Origin of the sequence: Clostridium isatidis (genome assembly GCF_002285495.1) — a bacterium.
Classification (GTDB): Bacteria; Bacillota; Clostridia; order Clostridiales; family Clostridiaceae; genus Clostridium; species Clostridium isatidis.
Map to the genome: position 1 here is coordinate 574,518 of NZ_CP016786.1, position 19,107 is coordinate 593,624.

17 protein-coding genes and 1 pseudogene are annotated in these 19,107 nt (G+C 27.4%); 15 read left to right on the plus strand and 3 right to left on the minus strand.

Annotated features, from left to right (window positions below; all coding sequences use genetic code 11):
- Positions 1-6 precede the first annotated feature (6 nt).
- The 15 genes and pseudogenes from BEN51_RS13990 to BEN51_RS02810 all read left to right on the plus strand — a co-directional run.
- Positions 7-141 (plus strand): annotated as a pseudogene (locus tag BEN51_RS13990) (conserved phage C-terminal domain-containing protein); the annotation flags it as partial.
- A 51-nt stretch (positions 142-192) separates the two neighbouring features.
- Positions 193-327 carry a hypothetical protein gene (locus BEN51_RS14075; RefSeq protein ID WP_257789688.1) on the plus strand — a complete coding sequence of 45 codons (135 nt, stop codon included), beginning with the start codon at positions 193-195 and terminating at the stop codon, positions 325-327.
- 179 nt (positions 328-506) lie between these two features.
- A complete protein-coding gene (gene tagD / locus BEN51_RS02750; protein ID WP_119864566.1) occupies positions 507-908 on the plus strand; it encodes a glycerol-3-phosphate cytidylyltransferase in 402 nt (133 codons plus the stop codon).
- Between the two features lie 230 nt (positions 909-1,138).
- Positions 1,139-2,131 (plus strand): UDP-glucose 4-epimerase GalE, encoded by a 993-nt coding sequence (gene galE, locus BEN51_RS02755; RefSeq protein ID WP_119864567.1) that lies wholly within the window; start codon positions 1,139-1,141, stop codon positions 2,129-2,131.
- A gap of 251 nt (positions 2,132-2,382) precedes the next feature.
- Complete coding sequence (locus BEN51_RS02760) at positions 2,383-3,990, plus strand: NTP transferase domain-containing protein (protein ID WP_119864568.1); 1,608 nt, start codon at positions 2,383-2,385, stop codon at positions 3,988-3,990.
- Positions 3,990-4,982, plus strand: a complete 993-nt coding sequence (locus BEN51_RS02765) for a DMT family transporter (protein WP_119864569.1) — start codon at positions 3,990-3,992, stop codon at positions 4,980-4,982. The genes BEN51_RS02760 and BEN51_RS02765 overlap by 1 nt, the downstream gene beginning before the upstream one ends.
- A 21-nt stretch (positions 4,983-5,003) precedes the next feature.
- On the plus strand, positions 5,004-5,696 hold the full coding sequence (locus tag BEN51_RS02770) for a sugar phosphate nucleotidyltransferase (RefSeq protein WP_119864570.1): 693 nt from the start codon (positions 5,004-5,006) through the stop codon (positions 5,694-5,696).
- 99 nt (positions 5,697-5,795) lie between these two features.
- Positions 5,796-7,424, plus strand: coding sequence for an IS1182 family transposase (locus BEN51_RS02775; protein WP_119864571.1), 1,629 nt, complete (start codon positions 5,796-5,798; stop codon positions 7,422-7,424).
- A gap of 349 nt (positions 7,425-7,773) precedes the next feature.
- Complete coding sequence (locus BEN51_RS02780; protein ID WP_119864572.1) at positions 7,774-9,621, plus strand: 5'-nucleotidase C-terminal domain-containing protein; 1,848 nt, start codon at positions 7,774-7,776, stop codon at positions 9,619-9,621.
- Between the two features lie 254 nt (positions 9,622-9,875).
- Positions 9,876-12,083, plus strand: coding sequence for an ATP-binding protein (locus tag BEN51_RS02785; RefSeq protein ID WP_119864573.1), 2,208 nt, complete (start codon positions 9,876-9,878; stop codon positions 12,081-12,083).
- A gap of 122 nt (positions 12,084-12,205) precedes the next feature.
- On the plus strand, positions 12,206-13,123 hold the full coding sequence (locus BEN51_RS02790) for a polysaccharide deacetylase family protein (protein WP_119864574.1): 918 nt from the start codon (positions 12,206-12,208) through the stop codon (positions 13,121-13,123).
- 192 nt (positions 13,124-13,315) lie between these two features.
- Positions 13,316-13,531, plus strand: coding sequence for a DUF1659 domain-containing protein (locus tag BEN51_RS02795; protein ID WP_119864575.1), 216 nt, complete (start codon positions 13,316-13,318; stop codon positions 13,529-13,531).
- A 33-nt stretch (positions 13,532-13,564) separates the two neighbouring features.
- Positions 13,565-13,783, plus strand: a complete 219-nt coding sequence (locus BEN51_RS02800; RefSeq protein ID WP_119864576.1) for a DUF2922 domain-containing protein — start codon at positions 13,565-13,567, stop codon at positions 13,781-13,783.
- Between the two features lie 486 nt (positions 13,784-14,269).
- Entirely contained in the window at positions 14,270-15,319 is a 1,050-nt protein-coding gene (locus tag BEN51_RS02805; RefSeq protein WP_119864577.1) for a diguanylate cyclase domain-containing protein, read from the plus strand.
- 76 nt (positions 15,320-15,395) lie between these two features.
- Positions 15,396-15,791: a zinc ribbon domain-containing protein gene (locus BEN51_RS02810; RefSeq protein WP_119864578.1), complete on the plus strand. Its 396-nt coding sequence runs from the start codon at positions 15,396-15,398 to the stop codon at positions 15,789-15,791.
- 35 nt (positions 15,792-15,826) lie between these two features.
- Here the strand turns inward: BEN51_RS02810 and BEN51_RS02815 are convergent, their stop codons facing one another.
- The 3 genes from BEN51_RS02815 to BEN51_RS02825 all read right to left on the minus strand — a co-directional run bounded on the left by BEN51_RS02815 (position 15,827) and on the right by BEN51_RS02825 (position 18,734).
- Positions 15,827-16,339: a KTI12 family protein gene (locus BEN51_RS02815; protein WP_119864579.1), complete on the minus strand. Its 513-nt coding sequence runs from the start codon at positions 16,337-16,339 to the stop codon at positions 15,827-15,829.
- A 199-nt stretch (positions 16,340-16,538) separates the two neighbouring features.
- Complete coding sequence (locus BEN51_RS02820) at positions 16,539-17,630, minus strand: alginate O-acetyltransferase AlgX-related protein (protein WP_119864580.1); 1,092 nt, start codon at positions 17,628-17,630, stop codon at positions 16,539-16,541.
- A 12-nt stretch (positions 17,631-17,642) separates the two neighbouring features.
- Entirely contained in the window at positions 17,643-18,734 is a 1,092-nt protein-coding gene (locus BEN51_RS02825) for an MBOAT family O-acyltransferase (RefSeq protein WP_236906244.1), read from the minus strand.
- Positions 18,735-19,107: the final 373 nt, after the last annotated feature.

Sequence of the window (19,107 nt, forward strand, 5' to 3'; positions counted from 1 at the left end):
TCTAAAATAAATACTAAATATAATTCTGCCTCTTACAATACTATTAAGTTAATTAGTTTAAGATTAAAAGAAGGTTATAGCATAAATGATTTTAAAACTGTTATAGATAAGAAGACAAATTCATGGCTAGGAACTGAATTTGAGCAATATTTAACTCCCCAAACCCTTTTTGGATCTAAATTTGAAAAGTATTTGAATCAAAAGATTATTAATAAAAATAAAAAAACTAAAGGAAGCTATGAAATTCCAAAATTAAGATTTAATAATTTTACTTCTAGGGAATATGATTATGATGAATTAGAGAAGAAATTATTAGGCTGGAATTAAATTTTTAGAAAAAATATTTTTGTTTTAATAAAATTGAAAATATTGTATAATGTGAATATAAATAGATAGTTATGTAGAATAATATATATAGAATATAATATAAAATTAGGAAATTGATTAAAGTATAGTATTGTACTAAAGTAAAGAATACTCTTTATTTTAGTAAGGAGGAGTAGTTTATGAAAAAAATAATAACTTATGGAACCTTTGATTTATTGCATTATGGACATATAAATTTATTAAAAAGAGCAAAATCATTAGGTGATTATCTAATTGTAGCCCTTTCAACTGATGAATTTAATTTAGAAAAAGGAAAAGTATGTTACTTTAAATATGAAGAAAGAAAAAAACTTCTGGAAGCTATAAGATATGTAGATTTAGTTATTCCAGAAACACGTTGGGAACAAAAAATTAGTGATGTAAAAGAATTTAAAATAGATACCTTTGTAATGGGAGATGATTGGAAGGGGAAATTTGATTTCCTAGAAGAATATTGTGAAGTTCAATATTTACCAAGAACTCCAGAAATATCAACCACTAAAATAAAGAATGAGTTATATGGTTTTAATGTTGATAAATAGTAGAGTAGTTAATTGAGCATACAAAACAAATGAGTTTTGTATGCTTTTTGTCTCAAAAAGCAGTAATTATTTATTGATAATATATTGAGAATGTTTTGTTTTAATTAAATTTAAAATAATGTATAATGTCTTTGTAAATAGATAGTTATGATGGAATAATATATATAATAAGCGATAGCTTTAGGGAAATGTGAATTAATAATTAAATATTATTGAAGGGACGAATTTTTATGAATATACTAGTAACTGGTGGAGCTGGATTTATAGGTTCCCATACTTGTGTGGCTTTGCTTGAGGCAGGATATGAAGTTATTGTTGTAGATAATCTTTGTAATAGTAAAGTTGATACTATAGATAAAATAAAAAAAATAACTAATAAAGAAGTAGTTTTTTATAATATAGATGTAACTGAAGAAAAAGATTTAGATAGTGTTTTTTCAACTCATATAATTGATGGAATTATCCATTTTGCAGGTCTTAAAGCTGTAGGAGAATCTGTTGAAAAGCCCTTAGAATATTATTATAACAATTTAGTTTCTACAATGATGTTATGTAAGCTTTGTAAAAAATATAATGTTAAAAAGTTTGTTTTCAGCTCATCTGCTACAGTATATGGAGATAATGAAATTCCATTTAGAGAGGATATGAAGCTTTTATCGACAACAAATCCTTATGGGGAAACAAAAGCTATGAGTGAAAGAATACTTACGGATATAGCAAAAGCTGATTCAAGCCTTTGTGTAACTTTACTTAGATATTTTAATCCAATAGGAGCTCATGAAAGTGGATTAATTGGTGAGGACCCAAAGGGGATACCAAATAACTTAATGCCATATATAACCAAGGTTGCCAAGGGAGAACTTGATAAACTGTGTATTTTCGGAAATGATTATCCAACTATAGATGGTACAGGAGTTCGTGATTATATTCATGTTGTAGATTTAGCAGAGGGACATGTAGCCGCTTTTAAAAATATAACACCAGGAGTACATGTTTATAACCTAGGTACAGGTAAGGGAACTTCAGTATTACAATTGGTGAAAGCTTTTGAAGAAGCAAATAAAATTAAAGTTCCATATGAAATAGTAGATAGAAGACCTGGTGATATTGCCGAATGTTATGCAGATGTTAGTAAAGCAGAAAAGGAACTTGGGTGGATTGCTAAAAAGGGAATAATAGAAATGTGTAAAGATGCATGGAATTTTGAAAAAAATATTAAGTAATTATAGTATTTTGAAAATTATAAGGACTTGATTTTTGTGCTTCACAGAAACAAGTTCTTTTTTTGCTAATGAAAATAAAAATTTATGTTGAATTATTAAGATAAATGTAGAAAAATAATAAAAAACTATTGAAAAAGAAAAAGATGGTAGGTATAATTACATTAAATTCAAAAAATGAATTTCAAAAAATGAATTCAAAATATATGATTAGAATGTAATATTAAACATTTATAAGTATTGGGAGGTTAATTATGAAAAAAGCTATAAAACAAGCGGTTATTCTTGCTGCCGGAGAAAGAAAGGACTTTGAAAATCCAGTTGGTTTTCTTCAAATTGAAGATACAACAATAATTGAAAGATTAATTGTTTTACTTAATTCTAATGGAATAGATAACATAACTCTTGTTTCAGGATATAAAAGTGAACAATATGAAGAACTTGCAAAAAGAAAAAATTTGAATTTTATTTATAATGACCGTTTTAAGTGGACAGGAACTATGCATTCTTTATCTCTTGCTGAAGAGTTTGTAACTGGAGACTTTTTATTAATTGAAAGTGATACTGTTTTTGAGGAAAGGGCAATAGAACTATTACTTGAAAATGAAGAAAAGAATATTATTTTTATTGCAAATGAATCAGGCTCAGGAGATGAAGCTTTTGTTGAGCTAAAGGATGAATATATATTTAGAATATCAAAGGATATTCACCAGTTAAATAAAATAGATGGTGAAGCCATTGGATTATCAAAGGTATCTTATGAAACTTTTAAAAGAATGCTTAAAGATTATAAATTTAATAAAAATCCATTTTTAAATTATGAATATATGATGATAAATATAATGGATGAATATAGATTTGGATATGTAAAAATTGATGGCTTAATATGGACTGAAATTGATACTAAAGAACATTATAAAAATCTAATACATGTTGTTTATCCAAAACTTAAAATAAAAGAAATGGAAGTTAGAAAGCAATATGCAATAGAAACAGTTGCAAAGGCATTAAATGTAGATATAAGTGATATTAGAGATGTAGAAAGATTAGGTGGACTTACAAATAAAAATTATAAGATGAACATTAATGGAAAAAATCTTGTTGCTAGAATACCTGGTAATGGAACAGATGAAATGTTTGATAGATTAAATGAAAAAATAAATTCAAATATTGCTTATGAAATTGGATTAAGTTGTAAGAATGTATATTTTGATGAAAAAACAGGGCTAAAAATAACAGAACTTATAGAAAATGCTGAAACTATAAATCCAACTACTGCGAAGAAGGAAGAAAATATTGAACTTATTGCTGGAGCTTTATTAAAACTTCATTATTGTGATAAAAAATTTAAAATAACTTTTGATCCTTTTAAGGATACAGAATTCTATGAAAAACTTCTTCTTGAGGCAAATGGAAAAGTTTTTGAGGAGTATTATGAAATAAAAGAGAAGTTTATGCCTCTTAAAGAGGAACTTTTAGAACTGGGTATGGTTTATACTCCATGTCATTTAGATGCTTTAGCTGAAAACTTTGTAAAGTCTGGAGAAGATAAAATATATTTAATAGACTGGGAATTCAGTGGAAATTATGACAAGCTTTGGGATGTTGCAACTATAATCGTGGAATGTGGCTATAATGATGATGAAAAAGAACTTTTACTTAATAAATATTTTGGAAGGGAAGCTCTTGAAGCTGAAAGAAAAAGAATACAAATTCATATGATAATGCAGGATATGTGTTGGAGTATGTGGGCAGCTGCTAAGGTTGCCAGAGGTGATGATTATTTAGAAGATTATGCAATTATGAGATTTACAAGAGGAAAGTATAACTTATTAAAATACTTGGAAGGCGGTAATAAATAATGGATAAAAATAAAGAAAGAATAGGTATTGCAAATGGTTTAGTAGCAGGAATTACTTGGGGAATAGATACAGTTCTTGTTGGAATAATTATGGCAAGCACACCTTTTATTGATAATGAACAGGCTATATTTTTAGCTCCTTTTGTTAGTACATTTATGCACGATTTCTTTTCTGCCCTTTGGGCAACTATATTTATGATTTTTAAGGGTAAATCTGGAGAAGTAATAAAATCTCTTAAAACTAGAAGTGGTAGATTTATTGTTCTTGGAGCATTGCTTGGTGGTCCTGTTGGAATGACCTGTTATCTTTTAAGTGTTAAATATATTGGAGCAGTTTATGCTGCAAGTATAACTTCTATATTCCCAGGAGTAAGTGCCCTATTAGCATTTATATTTTTAAAAGAAGAAATGAATGCAAGAATTTGGTCAGGTATTGTATTAAGTATTGCAGGAGTTATTACTTTAGGATATGTTCCTGCTCAGCTTACTTTAGGAAGTGACTTTTTAATTGGAATATTATTTGCTTTTGGAACAGTTTTTGCATGGGGAGTTGAAGGTGTTATTTGTGCTTTAGGAATGAAAGATGGAGAAGTTGATTCTGAATATGCAATAAATATAAGACAAGCAACCTCTGGTCTTGTATATGCTGTTATAATAATCCCATTCTTAAAGGGATATGGTTTAGCTGGTAAAGCCTTAACATCAACTACAGCAATTGGAAGCTTTAATATTAATTTAGGAGTATTAATAGCAATTACAGCCTTAGTTGGAACTCTTTCTTATATGCAATACTATAAGGCGATAAATATTATAGGTGCGGCAAGAAGTACTGCTCTTAATATTACATATTCAGTTTGGGCTATATTAATTCAAATAATTTTTATGAAATCACCTGTAAGCTTGCAACTTGTTATTGGAACGATTATAGTTATTTTAGGATCTTTCCTTGTTACAGGAAATCCAAAGGAACTTTTAGGATTAAATGAAAATTAAAAATTTGAAAGGAAGACAATAATGAGAGCAATAATCTTAGCAGCAGGTATGGGAACAAGATTAAGACCCCTTACAAATGATACTCCTAAGTCTTTAGTTAAGGTTGCAGGAGAGCCTATGGCTGAAAGACAAATAAGATTTTTAAAAGAAAAAGGTATAGATGATATAATTGTTGTTACTGGATACCTAAATGAGAAATTTGAATATCTTAAAGAAAAGTATGGGGTTAAAATCATTCATAATGATAAGTATGATTTATATAATAATATATATACAATGTATCTTGTAAGAGAGTATCTTCAAGATGCTTATGTTACTGAAGCAGATGTATATATGTATAGAAATTACTTTAAAACAGATTTAAAAAATTCAACATATTTTTCTGGAATTAAAGAAAATTATAAAGGTGAATGGAAATTAAATTTTGATGAAAGTGGAAGAATATATGAAGTTGAAATAGGAGATGGAACAGGATATATAATGTCGGGGATTTCCTATTGGACAAAAGAAGATGGACTTAAGATTAGAGAGAAGCTTGAAGAGATTATAGATAGTGGTAATTTTGAAAAGATATATTGGGATGATGTTGTTAGAAATCTTCTTGATGAGATAAATGTTTATATAGAGAAAATTAATTCTAATGATTGGTTTGAAATTGATTCTATTGAAGATCTTATAAAAGCTGAAAAAATCATTTCTGATAATTCAAAATAAAGGGGCTGTCGCACTAAATAATTAGTGTGAAGCTCCTTTTTGATGAAAAAAATAAATCCCAGACTTTAAAAGTCTAGGATTTATGGTAAAATATTTTTCATGCCTATAAAAAAAATCTTACGAAAAAATTATACTTTAAATCAAAAGGTTTATCAACTAAAACTTCCTTTTGATATTGATTGCATAATTCCAAGTAATGCTTCTGTGCGATTACTAAGCCAGTTTGTAGAGGAGATGGATTTGACTGAGCTATATTCTACTTATTTTAGAATAAGAGAAAATCAAGTATCGCCCATGAAAATGCTGAAAATTATGCTATACGCTTATATGAATGGAATTTATTCTTCACGTGATATTGAGCTAGCTTGCCGTAGAGATATAAATTTTATGTTTTTACTAGAAGGGGCTTCCGCTCCGGATCACTCAACATTTGCAAGGTTTAGAAGTTTACATTTCGCCCCATGTTCTGAAAAGATTTTAGCTGAAATGACTAATTTTCTTTATAAAATAGGAGAAGTATCAGGTAACAACATATTTATTGATGGTACTAAAATAGAAGCTTGTGCAAATAAATATACTTTTGTTTGGAAAAAAGCTGTTACAAAAAACATGGCAAAGTTATTAATTAAATTAGCCGACCTTGTAAAAGAATCTGAAGAACTTTATGGAATTAAATTAATTTATAAAGATAAAGTAGAAATTAAACATGTGAAGAAGCTAAGAAAAAAGCTTTATGAGTTGAAGAGATCAGAAGGTATAGAATTCGTCCACGGATGTGGTAAAAGAAAAACTACACTACAAAAGTCTATAGAAAAACTTGAAGAGTATCTTTCAAAATTTAAAGAATATAATCAGAAAGTGTACACTTGCGGTGATAGAAATAGCTATTCAAAAACAGATACTGATGCTACATTTATGAGAATGAAGGAAGATGCTATGAAAAATGGACAACTTAAACCTGCTTATAATGTACAACATGGAGTAGATTCAGAATACATTACTTGGCTTACGGTAGGGCCTCAGCCCACAGACACAACGACTCTAATACCATTTTTAAAAACTATGGAGGAACATTTAAATTTTAAATACTTAAAAATTGTTGCTGATGCTGGATATGAAAGTGAAGAAAATTATTCTTTTATTGAAGATAATAATCAAATAGCATTTATTAAACCTGCTAACTACGAATTATCAAAAACGAGAAAATATAAAAATGATATTGGTAAAATAGAAAATATGGATTATAATCCTGAAAATGATATTTTCATATGTCAGAATGGTAAAAAGTTAAAAATGGAAGGCGTAAAATTAAGAAAATCAAAAACAGGATATGAAAGTGAAAAAACAATTTATACATGTGAAGATTGTAGTGATTGTAAATATAAAAGCAAATGCATTAAAGGAAATAATTGCAAAACACCTTTAGAAGAAAGAACTAAAAAATTTGAAACCTCAAAAAAATTTAATCGTCAAAGAAAAGAAGACTTAGAGAGAATAATTAGTGATGAAGGTTGCTTGCTAAGAATGAATAGGAGTATTCAAGCAGAAGGTTCCTTTGCGCAAGTTAAACAAGATATGAATTTTAGAAGGTTCATGTGTCGTGGACAAAGAAATGTTTTAGCCGAAAGTACATTGCTTGCAATGGCTCATAATATAAATAAAATTCATAGAAAAATCCAAGCAGGCCGAACTGGACAACATTTATTTGAAATAAAGAAAACTGCATAATTAATTTTAAAAAAGTCTTTTTTCTTAGGCTTATTAAAGTGCGCCTTTTTTAAGAAATAATTTTATTTTGTCAGCAAAGATTCGAATCTTCTCTTTTTATTGAAAAATAGGAGCTGTCGCTAGCGTTTTTTTCACCCGCTAATGCGACAGCCCCTTTTTTATTAAGTCAAATTATGTTGTTATTACTTAGCTTATAAAAAGAAAGAACTATCAGTTGATAATAAACTAAATTAGATGTAAAATAATAATAGTAAAAATATGGAAATATATATTATCTCATTAACAAGGCAACAATGTTAATTAATTGTAAAATGTCATAATAATTTTATTAATTAAAAGGAGGAGAAATATGAAAAAGCTTTTAAAAAGCAGACTCTTTAGCTCATTTCTTGCATTAATAATGACTTTGGGCTTAATTACTGTTAAAACAAAAGAAGTTAAGGCTGAAACAGAAGATCAAATTGTAACTAGTGAAGCAAACATTGAAGAAGAAAATAACAAAGCTGCATTAGAAAAGGGATCAGTTGATATTACAATACTTCACACTAATGATACTCATGGAAGGGTTAAGGCTGATTCTAGTATTATAGGAATAGATACTATATCAGCAATAAAGAAGAGTATAAATAATTCAATCTTAGTTGATGTTGGTGATACATTACATGGATTGCCATTTGCAACTATGAATAAAGGTGAAGATATTGTTGCTTTAATGAAATTAGCTGGATATGATGTTATGACACCAGGTAACCATGATTTTAATTATGGTTATGAAAGACTTTTAGAACTTGCTGATATGGCATCAACAGGACTCAATAGCTTCCCAATAATTTCTGCAAACGTTATTAAAGATAATACTACTTTATTAGATGCAAACTATATTAAGGAAGTTGATGGTGTTAAGCTTGGATTCTTTGGCTTAACAACTCCAGAAACAGCCTTTAAGACAAATCCTAATAATGTTAAGGGCCTTGAATTTGCTTCTCCTATAGAAAGTGCTAAGAAACAAGTTGAAGAATTAAAGGCAAAGGGTGCAGATATAATTGTTGCTTTAGCACATATAGGAACAGATGAATCTAGCGAAATAGTTTCAACAATGATAGCAAAGGAAGTTGAAGGCATAGATATAATAATTGATGGACATAGCCATAGTAATTATCCAACAGGTTTTGAAGCTGATAATGGAACATTAATAGTGAGTACAGGAGAATATGGTGCAAATCTTGGACAAGTAATAATAACTTTTAATAAAGATACAAATAAGATAACTAATAAAATTGCAAGCTTAATTCCAAAAGCTACAGCAGCTACTCAAAATCCAGATGAAATAGTAGCTCAAAAAATAGAAGAAATAAATGAAGCACAAAATGCTATATTATCAAAGGTAGTGGGAGTTTCAAAGGTTGTTTTAGATGGAGCTAGAGAAAATGTTAGAACTGGTGAAACAAACCTTGGAAATTTAATTACAGATGCTATGCTATATGTAACTGGAGCAGAAATTGCTATAACAAATGGTGGTGGTATACGTGCAACTATTAATGCTGGAGAAATAACAAAGCAAGATGTAGTTAGCGTTCTTCCATTTGGTAACTTTATAGTTACTAAATATTTAACTGGAGCACAAATCAAGGATATTCTTGAACATGGTGTTAAGGATTATCCAGCAACTGCTGGTCATTTCCCTCATGTGGCTGGAATAAACTTTGTGTTTGATGCAGAAAAAGCACCAGGAGAAAGAATTGTTTCAATAAAGATAAATGGTAAAGACATAGATATGGATGCTAAATACCTAGTTGCTGCTAATGATTTTATGGCTGCAGGTGGAGATGATTATCCTCATTTTAAAGATGTTAAAACAGAAAATGAATTCCAAGCATTAGATGAAGCTCTTGAAGAATATATTAAGTATTTGGGGGAAGTTAATTATAGCAAGGAAGATAGAATTGCAGTAGGCAAGGCAGAAAATCCAGTAGAAAATCCTGAGGAAACAGAAAAACCAGAAGAACCAAAAAATCCAGTAGAAAATCCAGAGAAACCACAAGATCCTCAGGAAAATAATGAAATTCCAGGAGAGGGTAATGAACTGCCATATACAGGAGGAAACAATCCTATGTATTTATTGTCTCTAGGCTTGTTTATAACTGCCATTGGAAGCCTTTTGATAGTAGATAGGAGAAAAAAGGCAGCAGAAAAATAAAATTTTAATAAAGCGTACAAAAATTATTTCTTTTTGTATGCTTTTTTTTATGTCAAAAAATGATAGTTTGTAGATTATTAACAGATTTTGTTGATAAGTTTGTGGATAATCTGTTAATAAAGTATTGTAAAAATTTTCATAATTAGATATAATATTCTTGTTGGGTATATTAATTTTATAATTATACATTAATTTTTATAAAAATAATTTATTATTTATAATAAATTTTTTGGAAAGAGAATTGGGGTGTTATTATGAGAGAGAATGTAAAGCTAAATGGGGTAAATTTTTTTTATGTAGAATTATTAAAATTTATGATTTTCACTGTTGTGGCTTCTTCATTAATCTACAAATTCCTATGGAAAAATAATAGTGGGCTAGTTCACTCAGTACTTGAGTTAATTGGGGTGCTTTTTGGAGTTTCTTTATTTTTTATAGTGTGGAATAAATATAAGGATAGTCCTTTAAGCTGCAGAGTTATTTCCTTTGGGATATTAGCTTCTACAATTATTGATATTCTACATATTTATTATTACGAACCTTTAGGAATAGCCTTTGGTGATAGAAATATGACATTAAAATTTTGGATTGTCGGAAGCCTTATAGATATTACTATGATTTTTGTAGCTTCTTTTGATTATGGTGATGTTAAGGTTAAAATAAAAAGGGAATTATATTTAATAATTACTTTAGCTTTTGCAATATTATTGGGCTATGAAATCATTGGAACTAATGGTATAGCTCATTTATTCTTAAATATAAATTTTAAAGAATTAGATGGTATTAGAATATTACATGAATTCACAATAATTTCCTTGGCAATTCTTAGTTTGATTAGATATAGAGATAAAATTAATGAAGGCGGATATATTTCTTATAAATATTTAGCCCTTGCTCTTATAACAATGATACCTATAGAATTATGTTTTACTAGATATAAAGATTTTGAATCTCCTTTAGTAGTATATGGCCATGTTCTTAATGTCTTATATTGTTATTTTTTATACAAGAGTATTTTTCAAAGCAGTATAAATTATACTTATGAACAACTAAACAATGCTACTGAAAGACTTAATGAAATATTAGATTCTATTCCAATTGCAATACAAACTTATGATAGCAACTTAAGGCTAGATTTTGCAAATAGAGAATTTGAAAAAATGTTCTGTTATAATAGGGACGAATTAATTGGATTAGATATAAAGGAAATTGATAAAGCATTTATGGAAAGTAATGAAGGAAAGGTTTCCTTAGAAGAAGAATTTTCTAATTATGATGATAGTAAAGAGATTATTACTGCTTATAAATTAAAGAATGGTAGAGATCTCAAAATTAATATGAAAATAATAAAAATTAATAATGGATTTTTATTGACAATTAAAGATACAGGAAAGGAACAAGAAATTAATAATCTTCATATTCAAACTAAAACAGTACTAAATTCAATGCAAAGTCCAGCCTTTATTTGTGATAATAAATTAAGAATTCTTTCTGTTAATAAAGCCTTTGTAGACCTTACAGGTTTATCCGATAAAAAAGTATCAGGAATGGAAATATCACTATTAGCTAATTTCCTTAATTATACTGGAAAAAAAGTTATTTCTACTGAAAAAATTGAAGGAACTATTACCAACATTTATGGCGTGGAAAAGAAAATAATTTTTCAAGCCTCAGATATATTAAATATTTATGGAAAATCCATAGGAAAAGTTATAGTTATTACTGATATGACTGATTTTAAAGATCGTCAGGAGCAGCTATTGCATAAAGAAAAATTAGCTTTACTTGGACAAATGGGAGCAAAAATTGTTCATGAAACAAGAAATTTCCTAACAACAATAAAAGGCTGCAGTCAATTGATAGAGGCTATTGCCAAAGATGATAAGGTTATTCAATATGCTAAAAGGATTAATTGTAATACAGATGAAGTAAATGGAATAATAAGTAATTTTTTAAGTTTATCAAAGCCTAAGAAAGCTATGCTTGAAGAGATTTCTTTTAGAGATCTTTTAGAGGCAATTAAAGTAACAATTGAAACTTCCTATTTGTTCAGAGGAATAAGAATTGATTTTAATTATAAAATTGATGATAGATATATTTTATGCGATGAATCACAAATGAAACAGGTTATATTAAATATATGCAAAAATGCTGCTGAAGCGATGAATGAAATGAAGGATGCAAAATTAATTTTAGAAGCTGGAATTACTGAAGAAAATAATAGTGTGTATATAAAGGTTTCTGATAATGGAATAGGAATGGATAAGGAAACTTTAAATAAAATTGGAACCGCATTCTTTACTACAAAGCAGGGAGGAACTGGCTTAGGATTAAGTGTCTGCTATGATATAGTAAGGCAGCATGGTGGCTATATTAAGGTTAACAGCAAGAAGGGTATAGGAACTACCTTTACAATAAATCTTCCAGGATTAGAAGAGGAAGAACTAGATCAGGTTATTTAATTAATAAAGGGGACTGACCCCATTACATTTTTTGTAATGGGGTCAGTCCCCTTTTATAAAAAATGTTTGACATAATATTCCTCTTATTTTATATTTTAACTATACTATGAGGAGGAAGAATTATGAAGAGTATAATAAAATTGTTAATGATTTTTATGTTAGCCTTATTAATTGTATTTGGAGGAAATTACATAATTGGAATTAAGGGTTATGCTAATATTAGTGTATCAAAAGCTGTTAATGCAGGGGTATATCCAGGAAACTATGATGCGGAAGAGGAAAAAGAAATCAATAGTGAGAATGGGGAAAATGAAAAAATAGAAAAACAAGAAAAAGTAGAAGAAAAGATAAATTATGTAACTATGGATAAAAGTGAAGTTAAAATTCCAATACTTATGTACCATTCTGTATCGGATGATGATCCTAGCAATTCTTTATTAGTTCCAATAAATAAATTTGAAGAACAAATTAAATGGCTTGCTGAAGAAGGTTTTACCCCAATGTTATTAGAAGATGTGGTACAAGCTTTTGAAACTGGTAAGGTCCCAGAGAAACCAGTTTCAATAACCTTTGATGATGGCTATGCAGATAATTATACTGAAGCTTATAGAATATTAAAGAATTATAATATGAAAGCTACATTTTTTATAATAACAGATAATATAGATGTTGATAGTTACTTTATGAATTCAGATATGCTTAAGGAAATGAAGGACCATGGAATGGGAATAGAAAATCATACATCTATTCATATAGAATTTACAGCCATATCTAGAGAGGACAAGGCTTCGATTATTTCAGATGGTGCAAAGGCTTTAAAAGATAAGGCAGGAGTAGAAAGTAAGTTCCTTTGTTATCCAGTTGGAAGATATGATGAGGAGACAATTGAAGTAGCAAAAGAATTAGGAATAAAAGCTGCAGTTACTACTGAAAATGGATTTGCGACTTTTTCAGATGGATTACATTCCTTAAAGAGAGTGAGAATATCCCCTATGGATATAGAAGCTTTTAAGAGTATTTTTAGTGATTTTATATATTAATATTACTTTAGTTTAGTGGACATACGTCCACTTTTTTTATTTTTATTTAGTTTATGTTTTTAAATAATGGTATCCTCCAAATATCATTAATTAACTTAAAAGATTAGCTAATATCAACAAACTAATAAAACATGGACTTATTTTAAAAAATTTTTTTGTGCTGCATATATAGATTATTGAGGAGGTGATAATATGGCAGCAACATTAACAGATAACAAGTTAGTAATAAGATATAAAGTAGGGGTTAACGAGGCTGGAAGAGATATTTTTAAGCAGCAAACATTAAAAAATATTAATCCTGAAGTTACAGATGAAAAGTTAGTAGAGATTTCAGATTTAGTAGCTGCAGTATTAGACTATAGCGTGGCTGCAGTTAGAAAGGATCAAAGCTTCGCTTTAAGCAGATAGTCATAATATAAGTTATAGAAAGGAGGAAAATAAGTGATAGAAAGAACTTTAGTCATGGAATTTAAAGATGCTTTTGGGAAAAAGTATACTTTGTCAATAAAGGATGTTAAAGAAGAGCTTAAGGATGCTGATATTTTAGCTCTTATGAATGGAATTTTGGTAAATAATCTTATTTCAACAGAAAATGGCAGTTTAGTTGAAAAAGTATCAGCTAATGTTATAACAAAAGAAACTACTGAAGTAGAGATTTAATATATAAGGCACTATAAAATCTTAAGGTTTTATAGTGCTTTTTTATTACATTTATGAAGGAAATTAGCACTAGATTATAGAATAATATAAATAAACCATTCATTAATAATTTCTAAATATAATTCTAATCCTTATAAAATATCATATCTAATATTAGAATGCTCAAATAATAATTATAACTTTTAGTAATGATTTGCCAATAAATTGAAAAAATAGTTAATTATCAATATGTAAAGGATATATTATATACATATTTTAAAAAAGTTTCCCCATTTATGTTAAAATTTAAATATTTATTAGAATAGGTATAAAATATATAAAGTAGAAAAATTAACTATTATTGATATTTAAAAAATATTAAGATAGAATAGTAAAAAATATAGAAAATTATGTAATAAAACGGTATAATAGTAAATCGTGAGTATAATAGTAAATGATATCCCTACCTTGTAATAAGTTGTAATAAAACAAATAGAGGTGATTTATATGGTTGTAGAATCTAGCAAAAATAAGATGGAAGGCTTAAGAGAACTTATTAATGAAATGATAGTTTCAGACAACTATGATTCAGATTTTCTAGTGCAAAAAAGTCAAGAATTAGACAAATTAATAGTACAAGCTATGAAGGAAAAGAATTTTGCTAAAAGGGTATTTGGAAATGACTATGTTTATGAATTTGAGCTTGTAGTAGATAAAATTAAAGCCTTCGATAAAATGTATGATAGCATGAGGATTGTTGATCCTATTAAAAAAGAGGTTTTAGAAATAAAAGAAGGAGAGCTAAGGAAAGTAAAATCCTTTTGCTATAAAATTTGGTATAATGATTATGTATGTGAAAATTGTATTTCCTCAAGGGCTTGCATTAGTAATGAAATAGTTGTAAAGGTTGACTTAAGTGGGAATAAAATTCTTATGATGGTTGCAATTCCTATTAAAATATATGGTAAGAATCTTTCATTGGAATTATTTAAGGATATAACAATGAGTTTTCTTATTGAGAATAGAGATAAGAATAATGATAGAAGCTTATTTGACTTAATAAAAAATATGAATCAGGTGGCTGTTAAGGATAAGGTGACTGGTTTATATAGTAAAAAATATATATATGAAAGACTTCCGGCAGATATAATTAAAGCATCTATAGAAAATCAACAAATATCTATTATATTTTTAGATTTAGATTTTTATAAATCTAATAATAATAATTTAGATGATATAGATTACATATTAAAGGAACTAGCAGATAATTTAAATAAAATAATGAATATTGCTAGTTGGGCAGCAAGATATGAAGAGGATAAACTATTAATAGTTATACCTAATGCAGGAACTTATGATAGTGATAATATTGAAAGTGTACAGTTGTTTATAGAAGGGTTAATTGAAAATATCTTAGAAAATAAATATTTTATTTCTAATAAGGAAATAGAATTAAATCCAAGCTATGGTATATATAATATTCCCAAGGGTAATGAAGAATTAAATGTTGAAGAGATTATTAAAAGAGCAAGAAAAAACCTAAAGCCAGTGTATTAAAGTAGGGATAAATAGAATATAATAATAAAGGTCTTTTAAAAATTTTCGGAACTTTTTGTATATGAGGTGTGACAATATGTTCTTAATATTTGGAATTGATACGGTTAGAAAAGAAATTCCTTATGATAAATTGATTATTTGCAGTAAATGCGGAAGATATGGAAGATATAATGTTTATATGCTGTGTAAGTGTTTTAGCTTGTTTTTTATACCAATTATTAAATGGGATAGACATTATTATGTTGAAAGCACATGCTGCGGAGCCTTATATGAATTAAATCAAGAAGTTGGAAATAGATTAAGAAGCGGCGAAAATATTGAAATAAGTGATAGAGATCTTATTTATATAGGAAATAATAATGAGTGGACTTATTCAAAAAATACATATAATAAAAGGTGTGTAAATTGTGGTTACATAGCACAAGAAGATTTTGAATATTGTCCAAAGTGCGGTCATAAATTAGGGGACTGACCCCAATCCATTTAATGGAATGGGGTCAGTCCCCATTATAAAAGTTTCATAACATCTAGATAGTGGCTTCTAAAATCTCCTTCTTCAATATCGTAACTTAAATCATATTTATAATTATCTAGGGCTGTTTCTGTTAAGTGTTTTTTCTGTTCCTTTGTCAGAATGTTTACATAGTTTATTCTATTAACGTGAATAGAAACTGTATGCCATATTTCCTTTAGAACTTCTATTTCAAGCGGTAATCTAGCATCTGGAATTATTGCAATGTCAAAGTCATCTTCAACCAACTTTAGAATTTTAATTAATTCATCAATAATAATCCTTTTATTTTTACTTCTTAGCTTATCACCTAGATTTTGAAGAATACTTCTTCCCTTTTCGTCCTTTTCTCCATTCCAACCATAGATTTCTTTTGCAAGCATTTTTATATAATCAGCATAATGAAAAATAAATACTTTTAACCCCTGTGCTTCCAAATCCTTTTTTAAGTTTCTAGCAAAGGTATCTTTTCCGTGACCAGCTTTGCCAGATATAGTTATACATTTCATTTATAGCCCTCCTTATGTTTTACATAATAGTAATATAAAACAAAATGCTATAAATAACAATTATATTTTATAATAATTTACTTCTTAACATTAATATAATAGAGTTTCAATACAAAATAAAAAATCCCTATTAAATTAAATAGGGACTATCACTTTTATAATATCAAGCTTGTTATTTAGCTATATATTTTGTCTAGGTCTAGGAATTAATTTTATTTTTCATTTGTTCAACAGGGAAATAATGATCTTTATGAGTATATTCAGTTGATTCAAAAAGAATAATATCAGGATTAAATAAGTTTATATAGTATTCATAATTAATTACATTGTGATAATTATGAACCTTTATATATTCTGAAAAGCTTTCAGTTAAAAATTTATCCTTTTCATTAAAATAACTGCCTGCAAAAACTAGTATTTTTGGTGCATCAGTGTTCTTTAAATTTCTATAATGAACAAAGGTTCTAAATTGTTTAGATATTTCTATTTTATCTTTATATTCATCTACTTCTATTGAATTATTATCAATTAAATTATATTTATATGTATATTCAGAAATAGGAAAATAAGAAACAGGTAAAGTTGTATTTTCTACTTCATATTTCTCAAATTTATTAATATCAAGAGGATCTACTGAGGAATCTAATGAATGAAGTCTATCTAATATAGCTGATATAGCAATAATTGCTCCTGTTTCGTTCCAGTGATTTGCATCATATTTTTCGTCAAATACCTGAATTGTATCCTTGTATTTTTCTAGAACTTCACCATTATAAATGTAGTTTATTTTTTTTTCTTCAAGTAAAGATAATAGATATTCTAAATTTTCATTTTTATAATTATAGCCAATAGGAAGATATTCTTGGTAAACAGTTATTTTACTTGGTTCCAAAGCATATAAAAATTTTATATCATTATTATTACAATATTCTTGAAGTTTTACAATAAAATCAGAAAATATTTCTTGAAACTCCTCATCAAAGCTTGCTCTTTCTAATTTAGAATAAATATATCCATTTTCTCCATATTGATAACTAGGATGAACCATATCATTAAATATTTTATCCATTCCTAGAGTGTAAGCTGTAATCATTGTATCCCTAAATCCTATACGATCTTCTATGTAACTTTCAATATTATTTGTTATATCTCCATTAGTTATGTCTGAAAAATTTGTTAAGTTTCTATTATCAATTGATGAAACTTGATTTTCTTTAAAATTCATTGTTATTATCGGAATTATAATAATAATTGAAAATAAAATTATTCTAAAAATATGTATTCTTTTCATTTTATCACCTCATTAAAATTGGAAATATATAAAAGGACTGTAGGTTGAATTAACTATAAAAATAATTGAAATAATAAATAAAATACCAATTAATATTGTTTTAACTAATTCAAAGCCTTTAATATTTTTATATTTTTTAAATATGTTACTTATTAAAGGTGTAGAAAGAACAGCTCCTATTATGATCCAAACTATGAGTTTAGTATTTAAGAAATATCTATAATCAAAGCTCACATAATCGTATTGTTTTATACCAAACATTATAGCGATAAATTTAATAGCTTCAGATATACTGTTAACTCTAAAAAATACCCATCCAAGCATCACGATAAATAAAGTTAAAATTAATTTAATAAAGTTTGGTATTTTTTTGTACCAGTCTTTATCTTTTATTAATCTTTCAATAACCATAAAAAGTCCGTGCCAAAATCCCCAAATTATAAAGTTAGGGCTAGCACCATGCCAAATTCCTGTTGCAAAAAATACTATTAATAGATTGATTAATGTTCGAGTACTTCCTTTTCTATTTCCGCCTAGAGGAATATATAAATACTCTTTAAACCAAGTAGAAAGAGAAATGTGCCATCTTCTCCAAAATTCCCTTATTGATTTTGATATATAAGGATAATTGAAATTCTCTATAAAATTAAAGCCAAACATATTAGCTAAACCAATTGCCATATCTGAATAACCTGAAAAGTCAAAGTAAATTTGTAGTGTATAGCAAATTATTGCTATCCATGAACTAGGTGTGTCTATGCCTGTATTTAGTACAGAAAATATATCGTCTGACATGTTTCCTAAAATATCAGAAATTATTACTTTTTTTGCCAAACCAAATATAAATCTTTCTATTCCATAACTAAATTTTTCAATAGTTATAGATCTATTCCTAATTTGCTCATCTATATGTTTATATTTAATAATTGGCCCAGAGGTTACTTTTGGAAATAAGGACATGTAAAGGGCAACATAAAATGGATTTTTATTTACTACTGCGTCACCTCTATATATGTCAACTATATAAGATATTGCTTGAAAGCTAATAAAGGAAATTCCAAGAGGAAGAGCAATATATTTTAAAGGAATACTAGTATTAAACAAGTGATTAGTGACCTTAATTGAAAAATCAAAATATTTATAGTAAAAAAGTATAAATAAATTTATAATAACTCCTATTGTTAATATAATTTTACTTGTATTTCTATTATTATTTTTAAAATTACTTATTAAAATTCCTAAAATATAGTTTATTAATATGTAGATAAGAAGCAAAAATGTATGATTTACACTTGCCCATGCATAAAATATTAAGCTAGTTATTAATAGTATATAATTTTTAAAACGATTACCTACAAAAAAATATATAATTAATGTGATAGGTAAAAATAAAAAAATAAACGTTTGGGAATTGAATACCATAATTACTCTCCTTTTTTATACTAATATATATTTTTTCGTTTTGACATTATTATTA

Excerpts from the sequence above, each read along its gene's own strand:
- BEN51_RS02785 (WP_119864573.1), top strand. The coding sequence starts at position 9,876 with ATGAGAGAGAATGTAAAGCTAAATGGGGTAAATTTTTTTTATGTAGAA.
- BEN51_RS02805 (WP_119864577.1), top strand. The coding sequence starts at position 14,270 with ATGGTTGTAGAATCTAGCAAAAATAAGATGGAAGGCTTAAGAGAACTT.
- BEN51_RS02820 (WP_119864580.1), bottom strand. The coding sequence starts at position 17,630 with ATGAAAAGAATACATATTTTTAGAATAATTTTATTTTCAATTATTATT.
- BEN51_RS02770 (WP_119864570.1), top strand. The coding sequence starts at position 5,004 with ATGAGAGCAATAATCTTAGCAGCAGGTATGGGAACAAGATTAAGACCC.
- BEN51_RS02815 (WP_119864579.1), bottom strand. The coding sequence starts at position 16,339 with ATGAAATGTATAACTATATCTGGCAAAGCTGGTCACGGAAAAGATACC.
- BEN51_RS02765 (WP_119864569.1), top strand. The coding sequence starts at position 3,990 with ATGGATAAAAATAAAGAAAGAATAGGTATTGCAAATGGTTTAGTAGCA.
- BEN51_RS02810 (WP_119864578.1), top strand. The coding sequence starts at position 15,396 with ATGTTCTTAATATTTGGAATTGATACGGTTAGAAAAGAAATTCCTTAT.
- BEN51_RS02790 (WP_119864574.1), top strand. The coding sequence starts at position 12,206 with ATGAAGAGTATAATAAAATTGTTAATGATTTTTATGTTAGCCTTATTA.
- tagD (WP_119864566.1), top strand. The coding sequence starts at position 507 with ATGAAAAAAATAATAACTTATGGAACCTTTGATTTATTGCATTATGGA.
- BEN51_RS02775 (WP_119864571.1), top strand. The coding sequence starts at position 5,796 with ATGCCTATAAAAAAAATCTTACGAAAAAATTATACTTTAAATCAAAAG.
- BEN51_RS02780 (WP_119864572.1), top strand. The coding sequence starts at position 7,774 with ATGAAAAAGCTTTTAAAAAGCAGACTCTTTAGCTCATTTCTTGCATTA.
- BEN51_RS02760 (WP_119864568.1), top strand. The coding sequence starts at position 2,383 with ATGAAAAAAGCTATAAAACAAGCGGTTATTCTTGCTGCCGGAGAAAGA.
- galE (WP_119864567.1), top strand. The coding sequence starts at position 1,139 with ATGAATATACTAGTAACTGGTGGAGCTGGATTTATAGGTTCCCATACT.
- BEN51_RS02795 (WP_119864575.1), top strand. The coding sequence starts at position 13,316 with ATGGCAGCAACATTAACAGATAACAAGTTAGTAATAAGATATAAAGTA.